The organism is Amycolatopsis sp. cmx-8-4 (assembly GCF_046548675.1).
Classification (GTDB): domain Bacteria; phylum Actinomycetota; class Actinomycetes; order Mycobacteriales; family Pseudonocardiaceae; genus Amycolatopsis.
In genome coordinates this window covers 327868-350302 of record NZ_JAEBDZ010000001.1, presented here as the reverse complement: position 1 = coordinate 350302, position 22435 = coordinate 327868, and the positions used below count along the sequence as shown (strand labels likewise).

Genomic DNA, 22435 nt, shown 5'->3' with positions numbered 1-22435 from the left:
ACTCAGCTCCGTTCCCGCGCCGCTTCAAGGGTCCCGAACCGGCGGAACTTGGCCCGCCGGGCCGCGGCCAGGCCGGCGCCGTCCCGGCCGCGCAGCTCCCGCAACGCGCACACGACGGCGTCACGCACGAGCAGTCCCGCGCGCACCGGGTCGCGGTGCGCCCCACCGGGTGGCTCGGGCACCACCCCGTCGATGACGCCCAGTTCCAGCAACGACCTCGCGTCCACCCGCAGCGCCTCCGCGGCGACGCCCGCCGCCGCCGGGTCGCGCCACAGGATCGCGGCGCAGCCTTCGGGACTGATCACCGAGTAGGTCGCGTTCTCGCACAACAGCACCTGATCGCCGACGGCCAGCGCGAGCGCGCCGCCGCTGCCGCCCTCACCGGTGACGACGCTGACCACCGGCACCCGCAGCCCGCCGAGCACCCGCAGGCACTCCGCGATCGCGCCGGCCTGCCCGGCGCGTTCGGCGTCGAGACCGGGGTGCGCGCCCGGGGTGTCGATCAGGGTCACCACCGGCACGCCGAGCTTGCCCGCCAGCCGCATCAGCCGGGCGGCCTTGCGGTAGCCCGCGGGCGAGGGCATGCCGAAGTTGCGGCGCACCAGTTCGTCGGTCGCGTGGCCTTTCTGATGGCCGATCAGCATCACGGGCAGCCCGTCGATGGCGGCGAGGCCGCCGACGATGGCCGGGCAGTCCTCGCCCGCGCGGTCGCCGTGCAGCTCGACGAACCCGTCGAGCCAGCCGACGGCGTGGTCGAGGGTGGTCGGCCGGTCGGGGTGCCGGGCGAGCTCGACGGTCTGGCGGATGTCGCGGCGCTCCAGCGCGACGACGTCCCGGATCACCGGGTCGGTGTCGCTCTCACCCCAGTCCGGGTCGACCGGCCGGGTCGCGGTGAACAGCGACGCCAGCACGAACGGCAGCTCGGCGCGGGCGCGGACGTCGTCGACGAGTCCGTGCTCCAGCAGGAACTCCGAGGACTGGAAGCCTTCCGGCAGCCGCTGCCGGATGGTCTGCTCGATGACGCGCGGACCGGCGAAACCCATGCGGGCGCCCGGTTCCGCGACGATCACGTCGGCGAGCGTCGCGAACGACGCGGCGACCCCGCCGAACGTCGGGTCGGTGACGAGCGTGACGGTCAGCAGCCCGGCCTCGTCCAGCGCGGCCATCGCGTTGCTCGTCTTGGCCATCTGCACCAGCGACAGCACGCCTTCCTGCATCCGGGCGCCGCCGGAGGCGGTGACGACCAGCAGCGGGACGCGGTCGGCGAGCGCCGTCTCGGCGGCCGTCGTGATCGCCTCGCCCGCGGCCGTGCCGAGGCTGCCGCCCAGGAACCCGAAGTCCATCACCGCGACCACCACGGGCGCGCCCCGGATGGCCCCGCGGGCGACGAGCACCGCGTCCGACGTGCCGCTGTTCTCCCGTGCCTTGGCCAGCCGGCGTTCGTAAGGCTGCAGGTCGGTGAACTCCAGCGGGTCGTGCACGGTCGCGGCGGGCTCGACCAGCTCGGCCGACCCGGGGTCGAGCAGCAGGTCGAGCCGTTCGGCCGCGGTCAGCCGGAAGTACCGGCCGCACTCGTAGCAGACCTTGGCGCCGCGCTCGAGGCGCTTGCGGTAGAGCAGCGAGCGGCAGTCCGGACAGGACAGCCACTCCTCCTCCACCGGCCCGGCCGTGTCCGGCGGGCGGTTCGTCACCGAAGTCGTCATGACGCACCGTCTCCCTCTTGCGTCTCGGAATTGCTTTCGTCGGTTTGAAAGCCGGAGTCAGGGGCCGGGCTGAACGGCGGCTGCCCGGCCAGTGCGCCGCCGCATTCGATCAGCACGCCGAGCACGGCCCGGCCGGCCGTCCGCCACCGCGGTTCCGCCGTGAACTCGGGGCTCACGGCGCGTCCGGTCCCGAGCGGGTCGCGGCGACCCGGTAGACGGCGAACGGCCGCGCCAGCGACAGATCGCGGTAGGGCCGCAGCGGCGCCGTCTGGTCCTTGTGCCTGGCGCCCTGCTCCCAGGCGTCGAACGCGGCCAGGTCGGCCCAGGAGCTGACCACCACGAAGCCGTTCTCGGCGTGGACCGAGCGCAGCAGCTTGTTGCCGAGCAGGCCGGGCGTGCCCGCCAGCCGGTCGCCGGCCTCGTGGTAGGCCGCTTCGATGCCGGCGGCGTCGTCGGTCACGTGGTAGAGCAGGACGCGCACGCCGCCGTCGGTCACCGGGCCACCGCCCAGTCCGCGTGCGCGCGACCGGTTTCGGCATCTCCAAAGCTGGCACTGCCGGCCAGGTGGGCGACGACGTGCATGGTCGTCATCGAGCCGCCCGAACGGAACGGGTGCAGCTTCTGGCGGTGCTCCAGGTGCCGGTCGCTGGTCTCGAACTCGCGGAAGCGCGGCTCGTCGACCCAGTCGCTGACGATGTAGTAGACGCCGTCCTCGTCCGACCGCGACAGCCACTGCCCGAGGTTCGCCGGGTGCGACGTCACCGAGTCGCCGATCTCCGCCCAGACGCGCTCGAACTCGCCGCCGAGGCCGGGCTTGATCTCCATCCGCAGCATGACGCGGAACGCGGCGGCCATCAGGCGATCCCGCCATCGACCGAGACGACCGAGCCGGTGACGTACCGCGCGTAGTCACTGCTGAGCCAGGACACCGCGCCGGCGACCTCGTCGGGCGTGCCGAGGCGGCCGAGCGCCGTCTTGTCGCTGTAGCGCTGGATCATCAGCGCGCGCTGCTCTTCCGGCATCGCGTCGATGGCCTCGGTGTGGATCATGCCGAGGGACAGGATGTTGAAGCGGATACCTCGTGAACCCAGTTCACGGGCAACCGACCTGTGGAGTCCGTGCAACGCCGCTTTGGTGGTGGTGTAGTGCGCCCGCAGCGGGATGCCGACCTCGATCGACTTCGAACTCATGCTCATGACCGAACTTCCCTCGTGCAGCAGGGGAATCGCGCCCTGGATGACCAGGTGCACGGCCGTGACGTTGGTGTCGAGCGTCCGCTGCCAGTCCTCGAGCGACAGCTTTTCGTACGGCACGTGGTTGATGATCGCGGCGTTGTTGACGATGACGTCGAGCTGCCCGAAGCGCGTCCGGCATTCACCGAGCAGCTCGGTGATCTGCGCCGGGTCGGCCAGGTCGGCGCGCACGACGTGGTGGCTGCCGCCGATCTCCTTCAGTTCTCGCTCCAGCGAAAGGGCGGCTTCGCCCTCCTGCCGGTAGCACGTGACGACGTCGACGCCCTGGCGTGCCAGCGCGAGCACGACGCCGCGGCCGACCCCGCGCGTCCCGCCGGTCACGAGTGCCTTCTTGCCTGCCAAACCGAGATTCATCAGGTCCTCCGTGTTCTGGTGACGTGGGCGTCGCGGCTCACAGCGACAGGCCGAGCGCGAGGCAGTTGGCGAGCAGGGCGAGCACCGACAGCGCGGTGCGCGTCCGGTTCCACCGGCCCCACGCCGGCCGCGGGTCGCGACCGGCGAAGTCGGCGGGCAGGTCGTCCGGGTCGAGGGCCCGCACCCACTTGTTGACCGGGACGTTCTTGAGCAGGGAGATGGTGATCGTGGCCAGCGCGAGCAGGGTCGCGGCCAGGAACAGCGGCCGGGTGCCCGCCGCGTCCGCGACCAGCGCGAGCGTGACATCGCCGAGCACGGTCACGATCAGGCAGACCGGCATGAACGGGTCGTAGCGCGTGGCGAAGAAGGCGTGCGCGTGCACGTACTCCTCCGCCGGCAGGCTCCGCAGCAGCGGCCAGCCCCCGAGCTGGGTTCCCATCAGGACTCCCGCGGCGAGGCCGTTGGCCAGGATCACGAGCGGGACGAGCACCTGCAGCACCGCACACCTCCTTCACTGCTCGCTTCAGACGACGGCCCGCGCCGCCGCCTCGACCTTGTCCTTGATCAGCCGCATCTGGACCGGGGTGTTGGTGTTGAGCCGGTCCTGCATCGCCTGGTCGCCGACCGGCGCCTGCGGCTTCATCTCGAAGTCCTGCACCCAGCGCATCCGGGTGCCTTCGGGGACCGCGAAGTACTCCCAGTAGATCCACATGTACTTGAACGGGCCGGTCTCGACGCGCTGCGAGCGCACGGTGTGCGTGGCCTCGTCCGGCGTCCGCGCGGACACCCAGCTCCAGACCTTGCCGTTCTCGTCCGGGTGCAGCGCGAGGCGGAACCGGATCGTGCCGTCCTTTTCGGACAGTACGGTCGCCTCGGAGTACTCGCTGAACAACGTCGTCCACGTCGGGATGTCGTTGGTCATCGCCCAGACGAGCTCGAGCGGCGCGTCGATGACGATCTCGTTGTCGGTGTGCCCGGCCATCTCAGACGGCCGCCTTCGAGAGCAGGTCGTTGACGAACGCGACGGCGTCGCCGGGCGTGGTCGTCTCCGAGACGGCGTCGTCCGGCAGGCTCACGCCGTAGCGGCGCTCGACCTGGCTGCGCAGCTCCAGCATGGCCAGGGAGTCGTAACCGAGGTCCGCGAACTCGACGCCGGCGATGTCGCCGTCCAGTTCGACGCCCTCGTCGACGCCGGCGCTGGTCGTCATGATCTCCTTGAGCTCCAGCAGGGTGAACTCGCTCATGGGTTTCTCCGTTCTTCGGTGCTACGGGCGGCGCAAGACGAGTGCGGCGGTGAAGCCGCCGTGACCGCGGGCCAGTACGAGCGCGGTGCGCAGGTCGGCGTCACGCGGCCGGGTCACCAGGTCGAGGTCGCAGCCCGGGGCGAGCCGCTCCGGGCCGACGGTGTGCGGGACGATCCCGGCCCGCATCGCGAGCAGCGCGGTCGCGACGTCGAGCGCGGCGCCGCCGCCGTAGAGCCGGCCGGTCAGCGTCTTCGGCGCGGTGACCGGTACCGACCCTGGCCCGAACGTCTCGACGAGGGCTCGAGCCTCGATCAGGTCGGCGGCCGGCACGCCGGACGCGTCGGCGAACACGACGTCCACTTCGGACGGTGTGACGCCGGCGTCGGCGAGGGCCCGCGCGATGGTGCGCTGGAGCACCGGCGGCCGGTCGGAACCGGGCGGCGGGTCGAACCCGGCCGCGTACCCGGCGACGACGCCGTATGCCTCGACGCCCCGCTCGCGGGCGCTTTCGGCGCTCTCCGCGATCAGGATCGCGCCGCCCTCGCCGGGCAGGTGCCCGGACGCCTCGACGTCGAAGGGGAGGTACGCGCGGGCCGGATCGTCCACTGTGGACAAGCCACCGGCGGACAGCTGGGCCACGAGACCGTAGGGGCACAGCGACGCGTCGGTGCCGCCGCTGACGACGACCCGCGAGCCGCCGCGGATCAGCCGGCGCGCCTGGCCGAGGACGTCGAGCCCGCCCGCCTGTTCGCAGGCGAGCACGCCGCACGGGCCGCGCATGCCGTGCCGGATCGAGATCTGGCCGGTGGTAGCGGCGTAGAACCAGGCGATGGACTGGTACGCGCCGACCCACGACGGCCCGTTCTGGTACAGCCGCTCCATCTCGTGCTGCCCGAACTCGGTGCCGCCGGAGGAGCTCGAGGTGACGACGGCCATCTCGAACTCGGGCACGTCCGCCGGGTCGAGCGCGGCGTCGGCCAGCGCGTCGGCCGCGGCGGCGAGGCCGAGGTGCGTCCAGTGGTCGGTCTGCGGGATCAGCCGGCCAGGAATCCGCTCTCTCGCCGAGAACCCGGGCACCTGGCCGGCGTGCCGGACCGGGTAGCCGGAGGCGTCGAAGCGGTCGATGCGGGCGATGCCCGACTTGCCCGCCAGGACCGCCTCCCAGTGCGCCGTGGCGCCGATCCCGGTCGGCGCGACCACGCCGATCCCGGTGACGACCGTGCTCATCGATGCCCTCCACGCGAAAAGAATCCGAGACGGATAACGGCAAACGCTTTCCTGCTCACGCGATCCAGAATGCGGACCACCCCTACAACCCACCTAGGACGGGACTCGAAGTTTTGTCCCCACCCAGCGCCCCATGCGCCCCAATGTGGCGTTCGGTGCATGTGACGCACCGAACGCCACATTGGGTGCGTCCTACGCACCCAACGCCACATTGGGGCGCTCAGGCCGGGACCAATGCGACCGCGTTGACGACCACCGCGACCAGCGCCAACGCCGTCCGCAGCAGGTGGAAGCGGCGCCACAGCGGACGCGGGTCGCGCCAGTCCGGCGGAATGCGTTCCGGGTCGAGGGATTTCACGACGCGGTTGATCGGCACGTTGCAGAAGTGCGAGACGATCGAAACCGCCAGCAAAAGCACCGCGGCGATCGCGAACAACCCGTTCCCGGAATCCGCCGTGAACACCAGGACGACGTCGATCACCGTCGAGGAAAGCACGATGATCGGCATCGTCGGGTCCCAGCGCTGGCCGATCAGCTGGTGGGCGTAGACGTACCGGTCGGCCGGCATCGTGATCAGGGCGGGCAGCACGCTCAGCGCCACCGCGAACAACACCCCGGCCACGACACCGCTGCCGGCCAGCACCGCGACGGACAGCAGCCACGTGATCATGGCCGGACGGCCGCCCGGGACAGCTCGACGACCGCGGCCGCGTCGTCGTCGCCGCGGCCCGCGTCGAGCAGTTCCTCGAACCGCTCGGCCGCCCGGGACGTCAGCGGCAATGCAGCGCCGTGCCGCTCCGCCTCGGTCGTCGCGAGCCGGAGGTCCTTGTGCATCAACGTCGTCCGGAACGCGGCCGGGCGGTAGGAGCGGCGCCGCATGAAGTCCGCGCGGAACGCCAGCACCGGCGAGCGCCAGCCGCTGTTGTCGAACGCGTCCAGCAGCAGGTCGCGTTCCATGCCCATCGACTCGGCGAGCGCGACCGCCTCGGCCAGCCCGGCCGTCTGCACGCCGAGCAGCAGGTTGAACGCCAGCTTCAGCACACCCGCGCTGCCGGGCCCACCGAGGTAGCGGACGTCCCGGCCGAGCGCGGACAGCACGCCGGACACGTCGTCCGCCCACGCGCGTTCGCCGGCCACGAACACCCGCAGCTCACCGGTCGCGGCCATCTTCGGGTTCCCGATGACGCACGCCTCGACCCGCCGCACGCCGAGCGCGTCGAGCCGCTCGGTGATCTCCTGGGCGAAGGCGGGCGACACCGTCGAAGTGTCCACAATGGTCAGTCCGGGCCGCAGCTGCGGCGCGAGGCCGTCGAACACGACCTGCGTGACGGCGGCTTCGTCGGCCAGGCTGAGCAGCACGACGTCCGCGTCCGCCGCGGCTTCCGCCGGGGACGCGGCGATCCGCGCCCCCGCCTCCGCGAGCGGGGCGGCCTTCGCCGCGGTCCGGTTGTGGGCGGTGACCTCGAACCCGGCGGTGAGCAGGGCCCGGGCCATGCCCCCGCCCATCATCCCGAGGCCGATCACGCCGATGCGTGCCAGAGTCATGGCTCAGCTCCCCGCCGGGTGGGTCGCCACGGACAGCTGGGAGACGCAGCGCATGGTGGCGTTCCGGAAGTACTCGGCGAACCCGGCCGCGCTGTCGGTCTCGCGCCGCTCGGCGAGGTACGGCGCGAGCTCGTGCTCGACCGTGTGCACCCCGCTCTGGGCCGCCATGTGCTTGCCGACGGCCGCGAAGTCGCCTTCGAAGTGGATGAACCGCACAACGATGTCGTCCTTGACGAACACCGCCGTGCCGAGCAGCCGGCCCGCCGCGTCGCCGTCGTCGCCGCGGAAGTCCGGCGTGTCGACCCGCTTGAACCGCGCGAAGACGTCGGCGATCTCGTCCTCGAACCCGGGCTTGACCCGGTAGGTGATGGCCGCGTAGGGCATTACACGTGTCCTTTCTGGACATCGGCGACTTCGGTGACGTCGGCGACGAGCGCGTTGCCGAGCGTGCGGCGGGACAGCAGGAAGACGACGCCGATGAGGGCGGCCACCCCGCCGAGGGAGGCGTAGTAGACGGGCTCGCTCATGGCCGTGCTGAGCCGCACGAGCATGCTGCCGAGCCCGCCGCCGAGGGCGGCGAACAGCCACAGCATCCCGATGACGCGGCCGATGAACTCCGGCCCGAGCACGTCGGCGGCCGACGAGATCGCGACCGCCGCGATGATCACCTCACCGGCCGCGTGCAGCAGGTAGACCAGCGCGAGCCACAACAGTGACACTTGCTGGCCGTCTTCGGCGAGCGACGACCCGACGCACATCACGAGGAACCCGGTACCCACCATCACCAGGCCGACGCCGAGCTTCACGCCGACGCCGTCGACCGCGGGCAGCACCTTGGCGACCACCGGGGCGAGCACCAGGATGAACGCCGGCGTCGCCGCCTGCAGCCAGCTGGCCGGGATGCCCAGGCCGAACACCGTCAGGTCGGTGTGGTCCCGCGCGAACAGCGTCAGCAGCGACGCCGAGTGCGCGATGATGATCCAGAACAACGTGGCCCCGAGGCACACCGCGAGGTAGCCGCGCAGCCGGCGCCGTCGCCCCGCGGTGAGCGCCGGGTTCCGGTACAGCGTCACGTACCCCACGACCGGGAGCAGGATGCTGAGCACACTCGCGATCATGATCGCGGTGGTCGCGGACAGCCGGCCGGTCACGGCCAGCAGCGCGACGAGCACCACGGCGAGCCCGAGCACCAGGCCCGCCCCGCGCAGGGCCCGGCGCCGCTCGACCGGCGTGGCCGGCCGGCGCGGGCGCATCCCGGTGCCGCCGAACTGCCCGGCCGAGAAGGCCAGCAGCACCGCCGTCACCAGGACGGCCGCCGAAGCGACCGAGAACCCGAGGTGCCAGCTGACCTTCTCGCCGAGGTAGCCGGTGATCAGCGGCGCGGCCAGCGCGGAGATCTGGACGCCGACGTACATCAGCGAGATGCCCGACTCGCGGCCGCGGCGGCCGTCGAACATCAGGTTGATCAGCGCCTGGTGGTTCGGCTTGAACAACCCGCCACCCGCGGCGAGCAGGATCAGGCCGGCCGTGGTGGCCCAGCCGGTCGGCGCGGCCAGCGCCAGGTAGCCGGCGCCGCTGAGCACGCAGCCGCACAGCAGCCCGCGCCACTGCCCCAGCAGCCGGTCGCCGATCCAGCCGCCGGGCAGCGAGAGCAGGAACATCACGCTGATCCAGGCGCCGAACAACGCGGCCGCGTCGGCCGTGCGCAGGCCGAGGCCGCCCCGCTCCACCGGCGCGGCGGCGTACAGCACGAGGATCGCCTGCATGCCGTAGAACCCGAAGCGCTCCAACGTGTCCGTGACGAACAGCGTCGTGTACCAGCGCGGCATCCGTCTCAACGAGACGGTGCCGTCGAGCGCGACCCGGTCGATCTCCGGCGCGCTCATGCCACGCCCTCGGGGGGCAGGCCGCTGGCGCGGGTGAGCACGTCGGCGAGCACGGTGTCCTGGTCGGCGACCTTGCCGGCCGAGCGCCACGCGACGAAGGCGTCCGGCCGCACGAGCACCGCGCCGTCCGCCGAGACGCCGTAGGCCTTGGCCCAGTCGCGGTCGACGGCGGTGATCTCGCCGCCGTCGATCACCTGGACCTCCAGCGGCAGGCCGGTCTGCTTGGCGACGCGCTCGGCGGCCTCGACCCACCCGTTGGCACGCGAGCCGGTGAGCAGCACGAACTTGTCCCAGAACAGGTCTATTGTGGACAATCGCTGCTCGTTGCGCTCCAGCCAGACGTGCGGGGCCCGCGTGCCGGGCTCGCCGGCCAGCTCCAGGCCCGGGCTGAGCGTCGGGGCGTCCGCCTGACCGCCGGTGATCGCCTCGGAGTGGTAGCGGTACCCGAGGGTGATGATGACGTCGTCCACAAGGGACGCCCGGGTCTCTTCATCGGCGTAACCGTGCCGGATCCGGTTGCGCACCATGGCCTGGCGGGCCATCGCGCCGCCGACCCCGCGCCGCTCGGCGTCGTAGCTGTCGAGCAGCGCGTCACCGCCCGTGCCGGCCAGCACGGCGGCGATCTTCCACGCGAGGTTGTGCGCGTCGTGGATGCCGGTGTTGGCCCCGAACCCGCCGGCCGGCGGGTGCACGTGCGCCGCGTCACCGGCGAGGAAGACGCGCTCGCGGCGGAACGTGTCGGCCACCAGCTGCGCACCCTGCCAGGGCACCTTCGCGACGATCTCGACGTCCATGTCCGGCACGCCGGCGGCCGTGCGCACGATCTCGACACAGCGTTCGTCCGGGTAGTCGGCGGGCGTCTCGCCCTTCTCCGGGTAGTACAGCGGCGCGGCCAGCCACGGGTCGGCGCCGTGCAGCCGCGACAGACCCATCAGCGTGCCGGGCGCCGCGGTGGCGTAGCACAGGATGAACTTGCGGTCCTTGAGCACCGACGTCAGCTGCGGCGCGCGGAAGTACACGCTCAGCGCGTTGAACACGGTCCCGATGCCGCTGCGCTCGACACCGAGCGCCTTGCGGATCCGGCTGTTCGCGCCGTCCGCGCCGACCAGGTAGTCGGCCCGGACCGTGCTCTCCTCGCCGGTGGTGAGGTCCTTGATCTGCGCGGTGACGCCGTTCTCGTCCTGGGTGAACGACGTCAGCCGCGTCCCGAACCGGATGTCGGCGCCCGCGCCGCGGGCCAGGTCGGCCAGCACGCGCTCGTAGCGGTCCTGCCCGCAGCCCATCACGCGCTCGGGGCTGACGGTCGGGCCGTCCAGCGACGGCGACTCCAGCACCTCGGCGTCGTCGATCTCGGCGAAGGTGCGGACCTGGATGATGCCGCCTTCGAAGTACGGGTGGGAGTCGCCGACCTCGAGGGCGCGGATCTCCTGGTTCACCCCGGCGGCGCGGAACAGCTCCATGGTCCGGGCCTGCAGCCCGGGCGCCCGCGGCAGCGTGGACGTGCCGTCCCGCTGCTCCACGAGCAGGGGCCCGACGCCGTGGCGGGCCAGGAACAGCGCGGTCGAGATGCCGACCGGGCCGGCGCCCACGACGAGCACCGGCACTCGGATGTCAGTCATGCGTTTTCCTTTGCTCGCGGCCGGGTTAGAGGCAGACCTTGGCCAGCTCGTCGAGCTGGTCGACGTCGGACGTGCAGGGGAAGAGCAGGAGTTCGTCGCACCCGGCGGCGGCGTAGGCGTCGATCGCCTCGCGCAGCCGGGTCTCGTCGGAGATGACGCCGTTCGCCAGGAACTGCGCCTTCTCACCCATGTAGGAGTAGTAGTCGAGCAGGTAGCGGCCACCGGCCGCCTTGCGTTCCTCGCCGAGGGCGACGTAGGTGAGCGCGCCCATCTTCGGGACGTCCGTGCGGCCCGCCGCGGCGAACGCGTCGCGGACGAGGTCCGCCTGCTGCGGGTAGCGCGAAACCGGGCCGCCGCCGGACACCCAGCCGATGCCGTGCTGGGCGGCGCGGCGCACGAACGCGGGCCCGTTGCCGCCGGCCCAGATCGGGACGGCCTCGCCGTTCGACGGCTTCGGGCCGATGCCGGGCACCGGGCCCCGCCCCGCCCAGACCTCCTTCAGCTCGTCGAGCAACTGGTCGAGCCACTTGCCGCGGGTGTGGAAGTCGACGCCAGTGGCGAGGAAGTCGTCCTCGCGCCCGCCGGCCGCGACGCCGACCACCAGCCGCCCGCCGGAGAGCCGGTCGATGCTGGCCAGCTGCTTGGCCAGCAGCGCCGCGCTCGGCCAGTAGCCGGCCAGCAGGATGGTCGGGGCCAGGGTGATCCGGCTGGTGGCGGCGGCCGCCGCGGCCAGCGCCACCGTGGCGTCGTAGCTGTCGTACACCAGCCGGTCGAGCACGGCCAGCGTGCTGAACCCGAGCTCGTCCGCGCGGGCGGCGAACTCGATCAGCTGCCGGCCGTCCGTGCCGGGCACGGTGTTGGGCAGGCCCACTCCGATGTCCATAACTCCTCCTGTCTCTTCAGCCGGCCACGCGCGCCGGGAGCACCGACTCGTCGAAGTCGATCCGCTTGAGCGACCACTTCGCGACCTGCAGCGACATCGCGACGGCGTCCGTGGCGTACCCGAGCATTTCCGTCTGGTACCGCTCGGAAGCCAGCACCACCGGCTGCTCGCCGCGGTCGGCGGCGAGCAGTTCGCGGGTGAGCGTCGCGGCGTCGCGCAGCGCGGTGTTCGCGCCGACACCACCGGACGGCGGCATCGCGTGGACGGCGTCGCCGAGCGGGATGACCGGGCCGGGTTCCCACGGCTCGATCGGCGCGGTCGCCCGGACGGCCACCGGGAACGTCTCCTCGACGTCGGCGAACTCCATGATCGCCCGCAGGTGCGGGTGCCAGCCGGTGGTGCGGGCCTTCGCGAACTCCCACAGCTCGGCGCCGCTCATCGCGAGGAACTGCTCGTCCGGCATCCCGGTCGCCGTGCGGTGCATGGAGAACACCGACATGAAGTAGTCGTCGCACGGCTCGAAGGCCAGCTCCGGCCACAGTCTGGCCGAGGCCGTGGCCGGCTCGGTCCGGAAGACCATCGGCATCAGGCCGAGCTTGTGCTCGTCCGAGCCGATCACCCAGGTGAAGCGGTCCTGCAGGATCTCCGGCAGCTCCGCGCGCAGCCGCGCGGTCATCGGGATCCGGCCGAAGATCGTCCGGACGCCGAGGTCGCGCGGCTCGGCTCCGCCCCGCGCCCGCCGGATGCCGGAGTTCGCGCCGTCCGCGGCGACGAGGACGTCCCCGGTGTCGACGCTGCCGTCCGCGAACTGCACGGCGACCGTGCCGTCGGTGAGGACCTCGTGATGGGTGTAGCGCTTGCCGAAGTGGACGGCGTCGGTGAGCCCGGCCAGCAGGACCTTCCGCAGCGTGACGCGGTCGACGGCGTCGACCTTGTCCGCCTGCCCGGCCCGCGGGTCGCTCATCTCCGGAGTCCACTGTGGAGTGAGGTGCTCGTCGTAGTTCGCCATGCCGAAGCCGTAGCGGCTGTTCGCCGTCGCGGTCAGTAATGTCTGGACGCGCTCGGGCAGGCACTCCCGCAGCGCGCGTTCGCCGTCCTGGCTGATGTGCAGCCGGTAGCCCTGGTTGCGGCCGCGGATCGAGTCGTCGCGTTCGTGCACGGCGACGTCGACGCCGGCCTTGCGCAGCCCCTGGGCCAGGCACAACCCGCCGACGCCACCGCCGATGACGACGACCCGCAGGCCGCGCCGCGCGGTGGCCATCAGACCCCGCCGTCGACGTTGAGGGTGACCCCGCTGATGTACTTCGCCGTGTCACCGGCCAGGAACAGCACGGCGCCGGCGACGTCTTCGGGCTGGCAGATCCGGCCCAGCGCCGTCATCCCGACGATCCGCTCGACGGCGTGCGGCGGCAGGCCCGCGCCCGGCTCGGTCTCGGTGAGACCGGGGGCGACGGTGTTGACCCGGATGCCGCGCGGGCCGAGCTCCTTGCACAGGCCGCGGGTGAAGCCGATCAGCGCGGCCTTCGACGCGGTGTAGTGCACGCCGTTGACGCGGCCGCGCAGCGCGACCGACGAGCCGACGTTCACCACCGACGCGCCGTCGGTCAGCAGGTCCAGCACGGCCTGCGTGACCAGGTAGGCCGACGTCACGTTGTGGTCGATGAGCCGACCCCACTCGGTGTCGTCGATCTCCCCGAAGGGAACCCCGCCGTCGACGCCGACGTTGTTGACGACGACGTCGAGCCCACCCCAGTCGGCTCGCACCGTCTCCGCCAGCGCCGCGACGTCCGCGCGGCGCGTCACGTCCGCCTGCACCAGGCGGTGGTTCTCGCCGAGCGCCTTCAGTTCCCGCGCCAGGCTTTCCGCCGCCTCGTCACCGGTTCGGTGGCCGGCGAGCACCCAGGCTCCGGCCCGGGCGAAGGCGAGCGCCGTGGCCCGGCCGATCCCCTTGGTGCCACCGGTCACCAGTACTCGTTTGCCCCGCAGTCCTTGCTCCACCGGACGCCACCTTTCCCGTTCGACTTGGCCGTGAGCCTGACAAGCACCGCTGAACCGGAACTCGAACCCGGGTGGAGCCCGCCGGTTCCACGCCGGTTCGAGTTGCGCTCCACCCCGCGGTGGAACGGTGACGACAGATCCGGCCCGGTCAGTGGCCGCGCGAACTGTCGAGAAGGGAAGTCGGCACATGACGAGTACCGCACCGGATGTCAGCACCCCGGCGGGAATCATCAGGCTCTGCAACGCTTTCTGTGACGCCAAGGCGTTGCTCACCGCGGTGGAACTCGACCTGTTCACCAAGCTGCACTCGGGCTCGGCGACCGAGGAGCAGCTCCGGAAGAGCCTGGCGCTGCACGGCCGCGGCCTCGGCGACTTCCTGAACCTGCTGGTGGCGCTGGGCCTGCTGGAGAAGGAGGGTGACCGCTACCGCAACGCCGCCGGCGCCGACCGCTACCTGGTGACGAACCTCCCGACGTACGTCGGCGGCTTCATGCACCGCGCCAACAACAACCTGTACCCGGCGTGGGGCTTGCTCACCGAGGCGCTCAAGACCGGGAAGCCGCAGGCCGAGGGCGACTTCGAGCAGGTCATCGCGAACCCGAAGGTGCTGGGCCAGTTCATCCGGATGATGGACGCGCTCACGCAGGTGCTCGGGCCGCAGCTGATCGAGGCGTTCGAGTGGTCGGAGTTCAAGACCATGCTCGACATCGGCGGCTGCCGCGGCAACATGGCGAGCCAGATCGTCAAGGCGAACCCGGACCTCTACGGGCACGTCTTCGACCTGCCGCCGATGAAGCCGTTCTTCACCGAGCACATGGCGACGCTCGGCCTGACCGATCGCCTGGAGTTCCACGGCGGCAACGTCTTCCACGACGACCTGCCGTCGGCCGACCTGGTGGTGCTGGGCCACATCCTGCACGACTTCGACCGCGACCACCGCAAGCGCATCCTGCAGAAGGCCGCGGCGTCGGTCAACCCCGGCGGCACGCTGCTGGTGTACGACCGCATGCTGGACGAGGACCCCCGCCACGTCGAGAACCTGGTGATCAGCATCGACATGCTCCTGGTCAGCGACGGCGGCTCGGAGTACCCGGCTTCGGAGGTCCGCGAGCACGCCGCGGAGGTCGGCTTCACCGACTTCACGTCGAAGCCCCTGGGCGACTACGACACCCTGGTCGTCCTTCGCCGCCCCGCCTGAGTCCCGCTCACCCCAAGGGCCGTGAAGGCCTCCTTACCGGCTCTTACGGCCGGTAAGGAGGCCTTCACGGCTTTCGCTACCCCTGGGAGGCCGGCCGCGGGGTGAGCCGACCCTCCAGGTACGCGAGCCGACTCCCCAGGTACGCGAACCGACCCTCCGGGAACGAAGAACGGGCCGGGATCCGGGTGTCGGCGCGGGCCCGAGACGCGACGCGTGTCGACCTCGGAATCACGCGTGTCGACCCTTCAATCACGCGTGTCGACCCTGGGATCACGCGAGCCGACCCTCCAGACACCCGAACCGACTCCCCAGCTACGCGAACCGACCCTCCAAGCGCGTGAGCCGACCCTCCGGGGCCGGGCGGGGTCCGTGATCGAAGGGTCGACTCGCGTGATCAGGAAGCCGACACGCGTGATCAGAGGGTCGACACGGAGAACGGGCCGGGATCCGAAGATCCCGGCCCGTTCTCGTGTCGGCGGGTGCGGCTGGTGCGGCAGGTCAGGCGGGTACCGGGCTCCGGGGCACCGCGAACTGCGTGACGCACCGCAGCATGCTGTCCCGGAACGTCCGCACGAAACCCTCCACCGTCCCGGTGTCACGCGGGTTGTTCAGGTACGGCGCCAGCTTGCGCTCCACCTCCCGCACCCCCGGCTGGTTCGCCATGAAGCGGGCCACCGCGTCCAGGTCACCCTCGTACTCGATGAACCGGACCAGCGTCGCGTCGCGGATGAAGACCGCCGTCGCCAGGATGCGGCCGCCGTCCGGGACGACGTTCGACTTCGGCCGCTGGAAGTCCCCGAACACCTCGGCGACGTCGTCTTCGCAGCCGCTCTTGATGTCGTAGGTGATCGCCACGTACGGCATCAGCGGGCCTTCCGGCAGACGACGGCCGTCTCGAGGCCGTCGAACAGCGCCACCGTCGTGGTCGACTCGAAACCCGCGGCCGACGCGTACTCGCGGCAGTCGGCGACGGTGTACTCCGAGCCGCCCGGGGTGACGACCAGCAGGTTCAGGCAGCCGAGCAGGCCGACCTTGTTGACGCGGCGGTCGTCGTCGATCATCCGGTCGTAGATCACCACGATGCCGCCGGGGTTGACGGACTCGTACGCGCGCCGCACCAGCGTCGCGCGCTCCTCGTCGTTCCAGTCGTGCAGGATGTGCCCGAAGATCAGCACGTCCGCCGGCGGGATCGGCTCGGTGAAGAAGTCGCCGACGACGAACCCGACGCGCCCCGTGGTGCCCTTGGCCGCCATGTGCTCGTGGAACAGCTCGGCGATCTCCGGCCGGTCGAAGACGACGCCGTCCAGGTGCGGCTGGGCCTTCACCAGCGACGCCGAGAGGTTGCCGCGCGCGCCGCCGACGTCGACGAACGTCTTGTGCTCGGCCCAGTTGACGCCATCGGCCAGCTCGGTCGCGATGTGCGTGGTCCACGCGTCCATCGCGGCGATGAACGAGCGCCGCTCCTCCATGTCCTCGTACAGCCGCTCGAAGTAGTCCGCGGTGTCCCAGCCGATGAACGGCTTGCCCGAACGGAGGCTCTCGGTCAGCCCGCCCCAGGCGCGGAACAGGTGCTTGCTGGCCTGCCGCATCCAGCCGCCGAGGAAGGTCTCCTTGTGCTCGTCGAGGAAGTACCCCGTGGTCGCGGTGTTGCGGTAGAGCCCGTCCTCGCGCTCCAGCAGGTCGAGCGAGACGAGCGCGTCGAGGAAGTCCCGCGACGAGCGCGGGTGCAGGTCCAGCTTCGCCCGCAGCTGCTCCTCGCTCGCCGACCCGGCGCCCAGTTCGGTGAACAGGCCGATCTCGACGGCGGTCAGCAGCGTCTTGGCGGCCCAGAACGACGTCCCCAGCTCGATCAGCGGCCGGGCGTTGATCGCGGAAACCGTGCCCTGGTCAGCAGTGGTGGTCATGAACGGTCCTTCCTTGCGTGGTGTGATCAACAGGGGTCACCACTGCAGCGGCAGGGTGTCCGGTCGGGTGAACGCGCGGTTCGCGCTCCACTCGAGTTCGGCGGGCGGGACGGCGATGCGGAACTCGCCGAAGTGCTCGAGCATCCGGTCCAACGCGACCGTCAGCTCGACCCGGCCCAGGTGCGCGCCGAGGCAGTGGTGGATGCCGTGCCCGAAGGCGAGGTGCGGGTTGTGCGCGCGCGTCAGGTCGACCTCTTCGGCACCGGTGAAAACGCTTTCGTCGCGGTTCGCGGAGTTGATGCACGGCAGCACCGCGTCGCCCGCCTTGACCGTGACGCCGCCGATCTCCAAGTCCTCCAAGGCGATCCGGATCGGCCCGACCCCGCCGCCGGCCTGCGAGTACCGCAGCAGCTCGTCGACGGCGGCGGGCAGCTCGTCGCGGTGCTCGACGAGCCGCCGGACCGCGCCTGGCTGCTCGGTCAGCGTCAGCACGCCGTGCGCGATCTCGGACGTCGTCGCGTGGTAGCCGGCCATCAGCATCGTCTCGGCGAACGCGAGCAGCTCCTCGGTGCTGAGCGAGTCGTCCTCGTCCCGCGCGGTGATCAGCACGGCGAGCAGGTCGTCGGCCGGGTTCTTCTGCTTGGCCTCGATGAGGTCGTCGAGGTACTGCCGCAGCTTCCCGGCGGCCTCGCCGACCTGCCCGGACGACCGGTGCCCGACGCTCAGCATCACGTCGGTCCAGCCGCGGAACAGGTCGTGGTCGTCCTGCGGGACGCCGAGCATCTCGCAGATCACGGTGATCGGCAGCGGCTGCGCGAGGTGCTCGATCAGGTCGGCGCCCGGGCCGGCCTTGACCATCCCGGCCACCATCTCCTCGGCCAGCTCCTCGACGCGCGGGCGCAGGTTCTCCACCTGCCGCGTCGTGAACACGCGCCCGACGAGCTTGCGCAGCCGGGTGTGCTCGGGCGGGTCCATCACGAAGATCGACTTCGACCCGGCCGCGACCGGCAGCAGCCGGGGCGCGTCCGGGCGGGTGATGGCCTCGCGGCTGAACCGCGCGTCGGCCAGCACCTTGCGGACGTCGGCGTGCTTGGTGACCAGCCAGACGGCGTGGCCGTTGGGCAGCGTCGCCTTCGCGACCGGCTCCTCGGCGCGCAGCCGCGCGTACTCCTCGGGCGGCAGCAGCGGATGCTTGCTGGTGAACGGAAACCGCAGTGTGTCGACGGCTTCTTGGGTCATCTGCGTCTCCTATGGACAGTCCATTACGGATGGTTGAGGACCGGGCCGGTCAGGGTTTCCAGCGCGGCGGCGACCTTCGACGGCGACGGCTGCTCGCGCATCTCCGCCGCGACCTCCCGGGCCGCCGTCCGCTGCGGCGTGCCGGGGGCGATCAGCCGCACGATGTGGTCGTGCAGCACGTCGGCCGTCGCGTCGGCGATCCCCACGACCACGCCCGCCCCACGCGCCCCGGCCCGCGCCGAGTGCCCGGCGTGGTCGGGCAGCTGCGGCACCAGCAGCACCGGGACGCCTTCGTGCAACGACGTCAGCAGGCTGCTCGCGCCGCCGTGCCCGACCAGCAGGTCGCAGCCGGCCAGGATCGGCTGCAGGGGTTCGTCGACGAGCACGTGGACGTGGCCCGGCAGCGGCCCGAGCAGCGGGCGCTGGGCCGCGGACACCGCGAGCACGACGTCGACGTCGAGGTCCGCCGTCGCGGCGACGACCCGGTCGACGAGGAACCGCCGCGGGTCGACCTTCGCGATCGTGTGGCCCCAGCTGACGCAGACCCGCGGCCGGTCGCGGCCGACGCGGAACCCGCGCGGCGGCTTGGCCGGGCCGTTGACCGGGACGTACCGCACCGGCAGCCGCCGGTGCTCGCCCGGCACCTGCATGCTCGCCGGCACCGGGTCGATCGTCGCGGCGCCGGCGGCGTCGAAGGGCAGGCCGCCGAACCGGGCGGCCAGCGGCGCGAACGCCTCGGCGAGCACGCCGCTCACCCGCGAAAGCAGGTCGGCGCCGTACAAGTGGCGCACGGCGGGGACCCCGGCGGCCGCTGCGGCGAGCGGACCGGCCAGCGCCGTCGGGTCGTACACGACGAGGTCGGCGCGCCAGTCCCGGACCAGCTCGGCCAGATCGTCCACCATGGACTCGGCGTGCTCCAGCAACAACCGCACCGCACGGGGTTTGCCGCTCTTCGCCGGCGACGCGGCCCCGGGCACGGTCGGCAGCAGGTACTCCCGCACGATCCCCGCGGTGTCGACGTCGGCGCCGACCCGCGCCGCGGTCAGCCCGGCCCGCCGGATCTCGCCGGCCAGCCCGGGCTGGCTGGCGAACAGCACCTCGTGGCCGGCCGCCCGGCACGCCCAGGCCAGCGGCGCCAGCGCGTACAGGTGCGTCGGCCAGGCCCACGTCGTGAACACCACCCGCATGTCCGTTCCTCCTGTGCTTCTCGCCGACGGCCGTCTCGGCGACGACGGTGGCACCGCGTTCTGAAGCCTGACTCGAACACCACCCCACGACCGGTCCCCCTTGCGCCGACCGGAGTGGCCAACACACCGCCCGGAACGGCCAACTCACTGACCGGAACGGCCAACACGCCGCCGGTTCCCGCGTGTTGGCCGCTCCGGTCACCGTGTTGGCCGTTCCGGTCACCGTGTTGGCCGCTCCGGTCACCGTGTTGGCCGCTCCGGGCGGGTGTTGGCTGATCGGCACCCCAGCGCGGATCGAGCCGGGGCCGCGACCATCGCGGCGGAACGACCACCGACAGCGGAGGAACACCGTGGCCGCACAACGCACCGCCCTGATCACCGGGGCCAACCGGGGGCTCGGCCAGGCCGTCGCCGCCGAGCTGGCCGGCCGGGGGCTCGACGTCATCATGACCGCGCGGGACTTCGACGCCGCCGCGAAAGCCGCCGCCGAGATCGGCGCGCGGCCGTACGCCCTCGACGTCACCGATCCCGCGAGCGTGGCACGGGCCGCCGCCGAGCTGACCGAGGTGGACGTGCTGGTGTGCAACGCCGGCGTCCTGCTCGACGGCGGCCACGACCCGCTGACCGTGCCGCTCGAGCTCGTCGAGCAAACGCTTTCGGTGAACCTGCTCGGCGGCTGGCGCACCGCGCAGGCGTTCCTGCCCGCGATGGTGCGCCGCGGCTGGGGCCGCGTCGTGTTCCTCTCCAGCGCCACCGGGTCGTTCGAGCTGGGGCTGTGGCTGGGCGCGCCGGCGTACTCGCTGTCGAAGACCGCGGTGAACGGCCTGACCACCATGCTGGCGCGGGAGGTCGAGGGCACCGGCGTGCTGGTCAACGCCGTCAACCCCGGCCAGGTCCGCACGCGCATGGTGCCGAACGCGCAACGCAGTCCCGAAGACGCCGCCGTCGACATCGCCGACGTCGCGACCCTGCCCGACGACGGCCCGACAGGCGCGTTCCTGCGCTCGGGCAAGCGGATTCCGTGGTGAATTCGAGCCGGGCTACACCGGCAGCCCGGACCATGAAGCGTCCCGTACCACCACGTTGCCAGGAGGCGAGAACGTGCACCGCACCCTGATCGTCGCGAAGCTCAAGACCGACTCACCCGAACGGATCGCGGACGTCTTCGCCGAGTCCGACGCCACCGACCTGCCGCGCATGGTCGGTGTCTCGCGGCGGACCCTCTTCGACTTCCACGACCTGTACTTCCACCTCGTCGAGGCGGACCAGGACATCAACCCGAGCCTGTACAAGGCGCGCAGCACGGAGCTGTACAGCGACATCAACACGAAGCTCGCCGAGCTCGTCTCGCCGTACGACCCCGGCTGGAAGGAACCGAAGGACGCGATGGCGTCCCCGTTCTACGTCTGGACTCCCGAGGAAGGCCGCGTTCGATGACCACAGTGGACAGGGTGAAGGTCAACGTCGCCGAGGCGGCCCCGAACCAGCGCCGCGGCGGCGACATCCGGGTGACGCTCAGCCCGAAGACGGTCGGCTCGACGTCCGGCTTCGGCGGCTTCCTCATCCTCGGCGCGGGCGAGCACGTCACCGAGCACTACCACCCGTACTCCGAGGAGTTCCTGCACGTCGTCGAAGGTGAGCTGGAGATGACGCTCGACGGCGTCGCGGTGCGGCTCGGACCGGGTGACTCGCTGATGGTCCCGATCGGCGTGCGGCACCGGCTGGTCAACGTCGGCGACGTCGAGGCGCGGGGCGTGTTCCACCTGTCGCCGCTGGCGCCGCGGCCGGAACTCGGCCACGTCGACACCGAACAACCGCAGCGCCCGGACGCCCCGAACCCGGCGGTCGGGGGTGCTTCGTGACCCGGAGCGTCTCCATCACCGGGATCGGTGTGGTGGCGCCCGGCGGGGTCGGCCGGGAACCGTTCTGGGCACTGCTGAGCGCCGGGCGCACCGCGACCCGCCGGATCAGCCTGTTCGACGCCACCGGTTTCCGCTCGAAGATCGCGGCGGAGGTGGACTTCGACCCGCGGGCCGCGGGCCTGTCGGCGCAGCAGGTGCGGCGGATGGACCGGGCCGCGCAGTTCGCCACGGTGTGCACCCGCGAAGCGGTGGCCGACAGCGGCCTCGACCTCACGGGCCTGGACCCCGGGCGGATCGCGGTCAGCATCGGCAGCGCCGTCGGCTGCACGATGGGCCTGGAGGAGGAGTACGCCGTGCTCGCCGACGAGGGCAAGCACTGGCTGGTCGACCACACCTACGGCGTCCCGCACCTCTACGGCTACATGGTGCCGAGCACGCTGGCCGTCGAGGTCGCGTGGGAGGTGGCGGCCGAGGGCCCGACGGCGCTGGTGTCGACGGGCTGCACGTCGGGCCTCGACGCGGTCGGCCACGGCGTAGCGCTGATCGAGGAGGGCTCAGCGGACGTCGTGCTCGCCGGCGCCACGGACGCGCCGCTGTCGCCGATCACCTCGGCGTGCTTCGACGCGATCCGCGCGACGTCGGCGAACAACGACGACGCCGAGCACGCGTCGAGGCCGTTCGACGCGCGGCGCGACGGGTTCGTGCTCGGCGAGGGGTCCGCGGTGCTGGTGCTCGAGGAGACCTCGGCCGCGCTGCGGCGCGGGGCTCGCGAGTACGCGCGGATCGTCGGGTTCGCGGGGCGCAGCAACGCCTTCCACATGACCGGGCTCAAGCCGGACGGCCGGGAGATGGCGGAGGCGATCCGGGTCGCGCTCGACCACGCGCGGCTGGCGCCGGCGGACGTCGACTACATCAACGCCCACGGTTCGGGGACCAAGCAGAACGACCGCCACGAGACGGCGGCGTTCAAGCGCAGCCTCGGGCAGCGGGCGTACGAGGTCCCGGTCAGCTCCATCAAGTCGATGATCGGGCACTCGCTCGGCGCGATCGGCTCGCTGGAGGTGGCGGCGTGCGCCCTGGCGCTCGACCGCCAGGTGGTCCCGCCGACGGCGAACCTGCACGAGGCGGACCCGGAGTGCGACCTGGACTACGTCCCGCTGACCGCGCGCGAGCACGAGATGGACGTGGTTCTCACAGTCGGCAGCGGTTTCGGCGGCTTCCAGAGCGCGATGGTCCTGGCCCGGCCGGGAGCGGCCGGCGCCTGAGGGAGGAGAAGGAGCGGTGGTGCGGGTTCGCGGCGCCACCGCTCTTTCCCGTGCCCACGAACAAGTCG

The 22435-nt window shown here is 71.8% G+C and carries 26 protein-coding genes; 5 read left to right on the top strand and 21 right to left on the bottom strand.

Translation table 11 applies throughout. The features are described 5' to 3' along the window. Positions 1–2: 2 nt before the first annotated feature. The 17 genes from accA to ACLJQZ_RS01670 form a co-directional block, all read right to left on the bottom strand. Positions 3–1703: an acetyl-CoA carboxylase carboxyl transferase subunit alpha gene (gene accA / locus ACLJQZ_RS01750; RefSeq protein WP_410618198.1), complete on the bottom strand. Its 1701-nt coding sequence runs from the start codon at positions 1701–1703 to the stop codon at positions 3–5. Beyond that, the gene (locus ACLJQZ_RS01745; RefSeq protein ID WP_410618197.1) at positions 1700–1879 is read right to left on the bottom strand and encodes a hypothetical protein; all 180 of its coding nucleotides are present in this window, start codon (positions 1877–1879) and stop codon (positions 1700–1702) included. The genes accA and ACLJQZ_RS01745 overlap by 4 nt, the downstream gene beginning before the upstream one ends. Further along, the gene (locus tag ACLJQZ_RS01740) at positions 1876–2199 is read right to left on the bottom strand and encodes an antibiotic biosynthesis monooxygenase family protein (RefSeq protein WP_410618195.1); all 324 of its coding nucleotides are present in this window, start codon (positions 2197–2199) and stop codon (positions 1876–1878) included. Before ACLJQZ_RS01740 ends, ACLJQZ_RS01745 begins: the two co-directional genes overlap by 4 nt. Beyond that, complete coding sequence (locus ACLJQZ_RS01735; RefSeq protein ID WP_410618193.1) at positions 2196–2558, bottom strand: antibiotic biosynthesis monooxygenase family protein; 363 nt, start codon at positions 2556–2558, stop codon at positions 2196–2198. Before ACLJQZ_RS01735 ends, ACLJQZ_RS01740 begins: the two co-directional genes overlap by 4 nt. Further along, a complete protein-coding gene (locus ACLJQZ_RS01730; RefSeq protein WP_410618192.1) occupies positions 2558–3310 on the bottom strand; it encodes an SDR family NAD(P)-dependent oxidoreductase in 753 nt (250 codons plus the stop codon). The genes ACLJQZ_RS01735 and ACLJQZ_RS01730 overlap by 1 nt, the downstream gene beginning before the upstream one ends. Before the next feature lie 37 nt (positions 3311–3347). Further along, on the bottom strand, positions 3348–3809 hold the full coding sequence (locus tag ACLJQZ_RS01725; RefSeq protein WP_410618190.1) for an anthrone oxygenase family protein: 462 nt from the start codon (positions 3807–3809) through the stop codon (positions 3348–3350). A gap of 24 nt (positions 3810–3833) precedes the next feature. Further along, positions 3834–4292, bottom strand: coding sequence for an SRPBCC family protein (locus tag ACLJQZ_RS01720; protein ID WP_410618188.1), 459 nt, complete (start codon positions 4290–4292; stop codon positions 3834–3836). Position 4293: 1 nt separating this feature from the next. After that, the gene (locus ACLJQZ_RS01715; RefSeq protein ID WP_247058700.1) at positions 4294–4554 is read right to left on the bottom strand and encodes an acyl carrier protein; all 261 of its coding nucleotides are present in this window, start codon (positions 4552–4554) and stop codon (positions 4294–4296) included. Between the two features lie 21 nt (positions 4555–4575). Continuing rightward, a complete protein-coding gene (locus tag ACLJQZ_RS01710; RefSeq protein WP_410618186.1) occupies positions 4576–5781 on the bottom strand; it encodes a ketosynthase chain-length factor in 1206 nt (401 codons plus the stop codon). Positions 5782–6001: 220 nt separating this feature from the next. Continuing rightward, the gene (locus ACLJQZ_RS01705; protein WP_410618184.1) at positions 6002–6451 is read right to left on the bottom strand and encodes an anthrone oxygenase family protein; all 450 of its coding nucleotides are present in this window, start codon (positions 6449–6451) and stop codon (positions 6002–6004) included. Then, positions 6448–7326 carry an NAD(P)-dependent oxidoreductase gene (locus tag ACLJQZ_RS01700; protein ID WP_410618182.1) on the bottom strand — a complete coding sequence of 293 codons (879 nt, stop codon included), beginning with the start codon at positions 7324–7326 and terminating at the stop codon, positions 6448–6450. Before ACLJQZ_RS01700 ends, ACLJQZ_RS01705 begins: the two co-directional genes overlap by 4 nt. Positions 7327–7329: 3 nt before the next feature. Next, positions 7330–7710 (bottom strand): SchA/CurD-like domain-containing protein, encoded by a 381-nt coding sequence (locus ACLJQZ_RS01695; RefSeq protein WP_410618181.1) that lies wholly within the window; start codon positions 7708–7710, stop codon positions 7330–7332. Beyond that, positions 7710–9212: a peptide MFS transporter gene (locus ACLJQZ_RS01690; protein WP_410618180.1), complete on the bottom strand. Its 1503-nt coding sequence runs from the start codon at positions 9210–9212 to the stop codon at positions 7710–7712. The genes ACLJQZ_RS01695 and ACLJQZ_RS01690 overlap by 1 nt, the downstream gene beginning before the upstream one ends. Further along, positions 9209–10831 (bottom strand): FAD-dependent oxidoreductase, encoded by a 1623-nt coding sequence (locus ACLJQZ_RS01685; protein ID WP_410618178.1) that lies wholly within the window; start codon positions 10829–10831, stop codon positions 9209–9211. Before ACLJQZ_RS01685 ends, ACLJQZ_RS01690 begins: the two co-directional genes overlap by 4 nt. A gap of 25 nt (positions 10832–10856) precedes the next feature. Continuing rightward, the gene (locus tag ACLJQZ_RS01680) at positions 10857–11714 is read right to left on the bottom strand and encodes an LLM class flavin-dependent oxidoreductase (RefSeq protein WP_410618176.1); all 858 of its coding nucleotides are present in this window, start codon (positions 11712–11714) and stop codon (positions 10857–10859) included. Between the two features lie 16 nt (positions 11715–11730). Next, on the bottom strand, positions 11731–12975 hold the full coding sequence (locus ACLJQZ_RS01675; RefSeq protein ID WP_410618175.1) for an FAD-dependent oxidoreductase: 1245 nt from the start codon (positions 12973–12975) through the stop codon (positions 11731–11733). Next, positions 12975–13712 carry an SDR family NAD(P)-dependent oxidoreductase gene (locus ACLJQZ_RS01670; RefSeq protein ID WP_410618173.1) on the bottom strand — a complete coding sequence of 246 codons (738 nt, stop codon included), beginning with the start codon at positions 13710–13712 and terminating at the stop codon, positions 12975–12977. Before ACLJQZ_RS01670 ends, ACLJQZ_RS01675 begins: the two co-directional genes overlap by 1 nt. Positions 13713–13899: 187 nt before the next feature. On the opposite strand from ACLJQZ_RS01670, the gene ACLJQZ_RS01665 reads away from it, so the two are divergent. Further along, positions 13900–14910, top strand: coding sequence for a methyltransferase (locus ACLJQZ_RS01665; protein WP_326957043.1), 1011 nt, complete (start codon positions 13900–13902; stop codon positions 14908–14910). A 498-nt stretch (positions 14911–15408) separates the two neighbouring features. Here ACLJQZ_RS01665 and ACLJQZ_RS01660 read toward each other — a convergent pair whose 3' ends face one another. The 4 genes from ACLJQZ_RS01660 to ACLJQZ_RS01645 are packed head-to-tail and all read right to left on the bottom strand — an operon-like array spanning position 15409 to position 19240. Next, positions 15409–15774: a SchA/CurD-like domain-containing protein gene (locus ACLJQZ_RS01660; protein ID WP_410618172.1), complete on the bottom strand. Its 366-nt coding sequence runs from the start codon at positions 15772–15774 to the stop codon at positions 15409–15411. Beyond that, positions 15774–16814: a methyltransferase gene (locus ACLJQZ_RS01655; RefSeq protein ID WP_410618171.1), complete on the bottom strand. Its 1041-nt coding sequence runs from the start codon at positions 16812–16814 to the stop codon at positions 15774–15776. The genes ACLJQZ_RS01660 and ACLJQZ_RS01655 overlap by 1 nt, the downstream gene beginning before the upstream one ends. A 36-nt stretch (positions 16815–16850) precedes the next feature. Next, on the bottom strand, positions 16851–18053 hold the full coding sequence (locus tag ACLJQZ_RS01650; protein WP_410618169.1) for a cytochrome P450: 1203 nt from the start codon (positions 18051–18053) through the stop codon (positions 16851–16853). A gap of 23 nt (positions 18054–18076) precedes the next feature. After that, positions 18077–19240, bottom strand: a complete 1164-nt coding sequence (locus ACLJQZ_RS01645) for a nucleotide disphospho-sugar-binding domain-containing protein (protein ID WP_410618168.1) — start codon at positions 19238–19240, stop codon at positions 18077–18079. Positions 19241–19590: 350 nt separating this feature from the next. On the opposite strand from ACLJQZ_RS01645, the gene ACLJQZ_RS01640 reads away from it, so the two are divergent. From ACLJQZ_RS01640 to ACLJQZ_RS01625, 4 genes are all read left to right on the top strand, one after another. Then, positions 19591–20268: an SDR family NAD(P)-dependent oxidoreductase gene (locus ACLJQZ_RS01640; protein WP_410618167.1), complete on the top strand. Its 678-nt coding sequence runs from the start codon at positions 19591–19593 to the stop codon at positions 20266–20268. Positions 20269–20341: 73 nt separating this feature from the next. Beyond that, positions 20342–20677 carry a TcmI family type II polyketide cyclase gene (locus ACLJQZ_RS01635; protein ID WP_410618166.1) on the top strand — a complete coding sequence of 112 codons (336 nt, stop codon included), beginning with the start codon at positions 20342–20344 and terminating at the stop codon, positions 20675–20677. Further along, on the top strand, positions 20674–21102 hold the full coding sequence (locus ACLJQZ_RS01630; protein WP_328645129.1) for a cupin domain-containing protein: 429 nt from the start codon (positions 20674–20676) through the stop codon (positions 21100–21102). The genes ACLJQZ_RS01635 and ACLJQZ_RS01630 overlap by 4 nt, the downstream gene beginning before the upstream one ends. Continuing rightward, the gene (locus ACLJQZ_RS01625; protein WP_410618165.1) at positions 21099–22367 is read left to right on the top strand and encodes a beta-ketoacyl-[acyl-carrier-protein] synthase family protein; all 1269 of its coding nucleotides are present in this window, start codon (positions 21099–21101) and stop codon (positions 22365–22367) included. Before ACLJQZ_RS01630 ends, ACLJQZ_RS01625 begins: the two co-directional genes overlap by 4 nt. Positions 22368–22435: the final 68 nt, after the last annotated feature.